The 5,591-nt window shown below is 52.2% G+C and carries 3 tRNA genes and 2 rRNA genes; all 5 read right to left on the reverse strand.

Annotation, left to right across the window (positions count from 1 at the left end):
• Positions 1 to 69: 69 nt before the first annotated feature.
• Positions 70 to 2,959: ribosomal RNA gene (locus FHK95_RS19790) — 23S ribosomal RNA — on the reverse strand.
• A 300-nt stretch (positions 2,960 to 3,259) separates the two neighbouring features.
• Positions 3,260 to 3,335: transfer RNA gene (locus tag FHK95_RS19795), tRNA-Ala, on the reverse strand.
• A 29-nt stretch (positions 3,336 to 3,364) separates the two neighbouring features.
• Positions 3,365 to 3,441: transfer RNA gene (locus tag FHK95_RS19800), tRNA-Ile, on the reverse strand.
• Positions 3,442 to 3,509: 68 nt separating this feature from the next.
• A tRNA-Ile gene (locus FHK95_RS19805) sits at positions 3,510 to 3,586 on the reverse strand.
• A gap of 207 nt (positions 3,587 to 3,793) precedes the next feature.
• Positions 3,794 to 5,330: ribosomal RNA gene (locus FHK95_RS19810) — 16S ribosomal RNA — on the reverse strand.
• The 16S and 23S rRNA genes sit together here with 3 tRNA genes alongside, the layout of an rRNA operon.
• Between the last annotated feature and the right edge of the window lie 261 nt (positions 5,331 to 5,591).

The following is a 5,591-nucleotide window of genomic DNA, read 5'->3' on the forward strand; positions in this document are numbered from 1 at the left end:
ATCTCGTGCAGTTCCGAACTGTCGTGCAATCGGCGTCGTCTATAACACCGTAAATTGCTTGGGTGTTATATGGTCAAGCCACACGGGCAATTAGTACTGGTTAGCTCAACGCCTTGCAGCGCTTACACACCCAGCCTATCAACGTCGTAGTCTTCGACGGCCCTTCAGGGGAGTCAAGCTCCCGGTGAGATCTCATCTTGAGGCAAGTTTCCTGCTTAGATGCTTTCAGCGGTTATCTTTTCCGAACGTAGCTACCCGGCAATGCCACTGGCGTGACAACCGGAACACCAGAGGTTCGTCCACTCCGGTCCTCTCGTACTAGGAGCAGCCCCTCTCAAATCTCAAACGTCCACGGCAGATAGGGACCGAACTGTCTCACGACGTTCTAAACCCAGCTCGCGTACCACTTTAAATGGCGAACAGCCATACCCTTGGGACCGGCTTCAGCCCCAGGATGTGATGAGCCGACATCGAGGTGCCAAACACCGCCGTCGATATGAACTCTTGGGCGGTATCAGCCTGTTATCCCCGGAGTACCTTTTATCCGTTGAGCGATGGCCCTTCCATACAGAACCACCGGATCACTAAGACCTACTTTCGTACCTGCTCGACGTGTGGGTCTCGCAGTCAAGCGCACTTTTGCCTTTATACTCTACGCACGATTTCCGACCGTGCTGAGTGCACCTTCGTACTCCTCCGTTACTCTTTGGGAGGAGACCGCCCCAGTCAAACTACCCACCATACACTGTCCTCGATCCGGATGACGGACCAGAGTTAGAACCTCAAAGTTGCCAGGGTGGTATTTCAAGGTTGGCTCCACGCGAACTAGCGTCCACGCTTCAAAGCCTCCCACCTATCCTACACAAGCAAATTCAAAGTCCAGTGCAAAGCTATAGTAAAGGTTCACGGGGTCTTTCCGTCTAGCCGCGGATACACTGCATCTTCACAGCGATTTCAATTTCACTGAGTCTCGGGTGGAGACAGCGCCGCCATCATTACGCCATTCGTGCAGGTCGGAACTTACCCGACAAGGAATTTCGCTACCTTAGGACCGTTATAGTTACGGCCGCCGTTTACCGGGGCTTCGATCAAGAGCTTCGCCGAAGCTAACCCCATCAATTAACCTTCCGGCACCGGGCAGGCGTCACACCCTATACGTCCACTTTCGTGTTTGCAGAGTGCTGTGTTTTTAATAAACAGTTGCAGCGGCCTGGTATCTTCGACCAGCCAGAGCTTACGCAGTAAATGCTTCACCCTAGCCGGCGCACCTTCTCCCGAAGTTACGGTGCCATTTTGCCTAGTTCCTTCACCCGAGTTCTCTCAAGCGCCTTGGTATTCTCTACCTGACCACCTGTGTCGGTTTGGGGTACGATTCCTAGTTACCTGAAGCTTAGAGGCTTTTCCTGGAAGCATGGCATCAACCACTTCGCTTTCTAAAAGAAAGCTCGTCATCGGTTCTCGGCCTTAGGATCCCGGATTTACCTAAGATCCCAGCCTACCGCCTTAAACAAGGACAACCAACGCCTTGCTGGCCTAGCCTTCTCCGTCCCCCCATCGCAGTAACTAGAAGTACGGGAATATTAACCCGTTTCCCATCGACTACGCCTTTCGGCCTCGCCTTAGGGGTCGACTCACCCTGCGTCGATTAACGTTGCGCAGGAACCCTTGGTCTTCCGGCGTGGGAGTTTTTCACTCCCATTGTCGTTACTCATGTCAGCATTCGCACTTCTGATACCTCCAGCCAACTTCTCAATTGACCTTCACAGGCTTACAGAACGCTCCTCTACCGCTCATCCTAAGATGAACCCGTAGCTTCGGTGTATGGTTTGAGCCCCGTTACATCTTCCGCGCAGGCCGACTCGACTAGTGAGCTATTACGCTTTCTTTAAAGGATGGCTGCTTCTAAGCCAACCTCCTAGCTGTCTAAGCCTTCCCACATCGTTTCCCACTTAACCATAACTTTGGGACCTTAGCTGACGGTCTGGGTTGTTTCCCTTTTCACGACGGACGTTAGCACCCGCCGTGTGTCTCCCGTGCTGACACTCACTGGTATTCGGAGTTTGCATGGGGTTGGTAAGTCGGGATGACCCCCTAGCCCAAACAGTGCTCTACCCCCAGTGGTGATACACGAGGCGCTACCTAAATAGCTTTCGAGGAGAACCAGCTATCTCCGAGCTTGATTAGCCTTTCACTCCTATCCACAAGTCATCCGCTAACTTTTCAACGGTAGTCGGTTCGGTCCTCCAGTGCCTGTTACGGCACCTTCAACCTGCCCATGGATAGATCGCCCGGTTTCGGGTCTATACCCTGCGACTAAACGCCCTATTAAGACTCGGTTTCCCTACGCCTCCCCTAGACGGTTAAGCTCGCCACAGAATATAAGTCGCTGACCCATTATACAAAAGGTACGCAGTCACCCAACAAGTGGGCTCCCACTGCTTGTACGCATACGGTTTCAGGATCTATTTCACTCCCCTTACAGGGGTTCTTTTCGCCTTTCCCTCACGGTACTGGTTCACTATCGGTCAGTCAGGAGTATTTAGCCTTGGAGGATGGTCCCCCCATGTTCAGACAACGTTTCACGTGCGCCGTCCTACTCGATTTCACAGCTAAGAGCCTTTCGTGTACGGGGCTATCACCCACTACGGCCGCCATTTCCAGGGCGTTCCACTAAACTCTAAACTGCTTAAGGGCTGCTCCCCGTTCGCTCGCCGCTACTTAGGGAATCTCGGTTGATTTCTTTTCCTCGGGGTACTTAGATGTTTCAGTTCCCCCGGTTCGCCTCACACACCTATGTATTCAGTGTGTGATACCTGGCTTATGCCAAGTGGGTTTCCCCATTCAGAAATGTCCGGATCATAGCTTGTTTGCCAGCTCCCCGAACCTTATCGCAGGCTACAACGTCTTTCATCGCCTCTGACTGCCAAGGCATCCACCGTATGCGCTTATTCACTTGACCATATAACCCCAAACAATCTCGCTGTTGCCAGCACGACCGATCGAAGTCACATGTTATATCGACATGATTTCACGACAATCCGGAACTTGCGTTGAGATTACAAGTTACCTTAGCCATAACCCTGTGCAGTGAAACACAGTGCTATGTCTTGTCTTACTTCTATCACTTTCCCAAATTTTTAAAGAGCGGCTGGCTATTAAAGACCAGACATCAATGATCTACCCAAGGGCAATCATTCATGTATGAACTCTAGGTCCAGCTAAGGCGTTGTCATTGAGTCGTTCGTGCTTCGGTCTGTCTTGGTGGAGCCAAGCGGGATCGAACCGCTGACCTCCTGCGTGCAAGGCAGGCGCTCTCCCAGCTGAGCTATGGCCCCTTTAAGAAGAACCCTCGCACCTCAACAATTGGTGGGTCTGGGCAGATTCGAACTGCCGACCTCACCCTTATCAGGGGTGCGCTCTAACCAACTGAGCTACAGACCCNGTGCAAGGCAGGCGCTCTCCCAGCTGAGCTATGGCCCCTTTAAGAAGAACCCTCGCACCTCAACAATTGGTGGGTCTGGGCAGATTCGAACTGCCGACCTCACCCTTATCAGGGGTGCGCTCTAACCAACTGAGCTACAGACCCAATTATCTCGGGCTTTCCCATCCTGTAACTGCCGGTCGATGCGACCTCACCCTACCCTTTATAAAACCAGGGGGTGCGATCTAACCAACTGAGCTACAGACCCAATTATCTCGGGTACTTTGTAGCACTAAGCGCTACAACCCAATCGCCTTTGTGTTGAATCAAGTAATTCGTGTGAGTGCTTGAAGAGTGTCGTGATCTGTCGATTAAGGAGGTGATCCAGCCGCAGGTTCCCCTACGGCTACCTTGTTACGACTTCACCCCAGTCATGAATCACACCGTGGTAACCGTCCTCCCGAAGGTTAGACTAGCTACTTCTGGTGCAACCCACTCCCATGGTGTGACGGGCGGTGTGTACAAGGCCCGGGAACGTATTCACCGCGACGTTCTGATTCGCGATTACTAGCGATTCCGACTTCACGGAGTCGAGTTGCAGACTCCGATCCGGACTACGAACGGTTTTTCGGGATTAGCTCCACCTCGCGGCTTGGCAACCCTCTGTACCGCCCATTGTAGCACGTGTGTAGCCCTGGCCGTAAGGGCCATGATGACTTGACGTCATCCCCACCTTCCTCCGGTTTGTCACCGGCAGTCTCCTTAGAGTGCCCACCATTATGTGCTGGTAACTAAGGACAGGGGTTGCGCTCGTTACGGGACTTAACCCAACATCTCACGACACGAGCTGACGACAGCCATGCAGCACCTGTGTCTGAGTTCCCGAAGGCACCAATCCATCTCTGGAAAGTTCTCAGCATGTCAAGGCCAGGTAAGGTTCTTCGCGTTGCTTCGAATTAAACCACATGCTCCACCGCTTGTGCGGGCCCCCGTCAATTCATTTGAGTTTTAATCTTGCGACCGTACTCCCCAGGCGGTCAACTTAGTGCGTTAGCTGCGCCACTAAGAACTCAAGGTTCCCAACGGCTAGTTGACATCGTTTACGGCGTGGACTACCAGGGTATCTAATCCTGTTTGCTCCCCACGCTTTCGCACCTCAGTGTCAGTATCAGTCCAGGTAGTCGCCTTCGCCACTGGTGTTCCTTCCTATATCTACGCATTTCACCGCTACACAGGAAATTCCACTACCCTCTACCGTACTCTAGTTCAGCAGTTATGAAAGCAGTTCCCAGGTTGAGCCCGGGGATTTCACACCCATCTTACTGAACCACCTACGCGCGCTTTACGCCCAGTAATTCCGATTAACGCTTGCACCCTCTGTATTACCGCGGCTGCTGGCACAGAGTTAGCCGGTGCTTATTCTGTCGGTAACGTCAAAGTTGCTACGTATTAGGCAACAACCCTTCCTCCCAACTTAAAGTGCTTTACAATCCGAAGACCTTCTTCACACACGCGGCATGGCTGGATCAGGCTTGCGCCCATTGTCCAATATTCCCCACTGCTGCCTCCCGTAGGAGTCTGGACCGTGTCTCAGTTCCAGTGTGACTGATCATCCTCTCAGACCAGTTACGGATCGTTGCCTTGGTGAGCCATTACCTCACCAACTAGCTAATCCGACCTGGGCTCATCTGATAGCGCAAGGTCCGAAGATCCCCTGCTTTCTCCCGTAGGACGTACGCGGTATTAGCGTCCGTTTCCGAACGTTATCCCCCACTATCAGGCAGATTCCCAGGTATTACTCACCCGTCCGCCGCTCTCAAGAGAAGCAAGCTTCTCTCTACCGCTCGACTTGCATGTGTTAGGCCTGCCGCCAGCGTTCAATCTGAGCCATGATCAAACTCTTCAGTTTAAAAACTGCTTGGGTTTTGAGAAAACCCTAAACTTGGCTCAGCGTTTACAAATAAACTCTATGAATTCACAGAGTAACTTGCTTGGCTGATAATCTTTTCGATCATCGAGCACTCAGCAAGCACCCACACGAATTACTTGATTCAAATTGTTAAAGAGCGATTCGGCCGGCGTTTCCGCCTTGCCAAGGCCGCGTATTCTACGCTAACCTTCTGATCCGTCAAGCAATTTTGTGAAGTATTTTTGCTGCTTCACTTGCTGC

It is taken from the genome of Pseudomonas saliphila (assembly GCF_008638345.1).
In the GTDB taxonomy this organism is placed as follows: Bacteria; Pseudomonadota; Gammaproteobacteria; order Pseudomonadales; family Pseudomonadaceae; genus Halopseudomonas; species Halopseudomonas saliphila.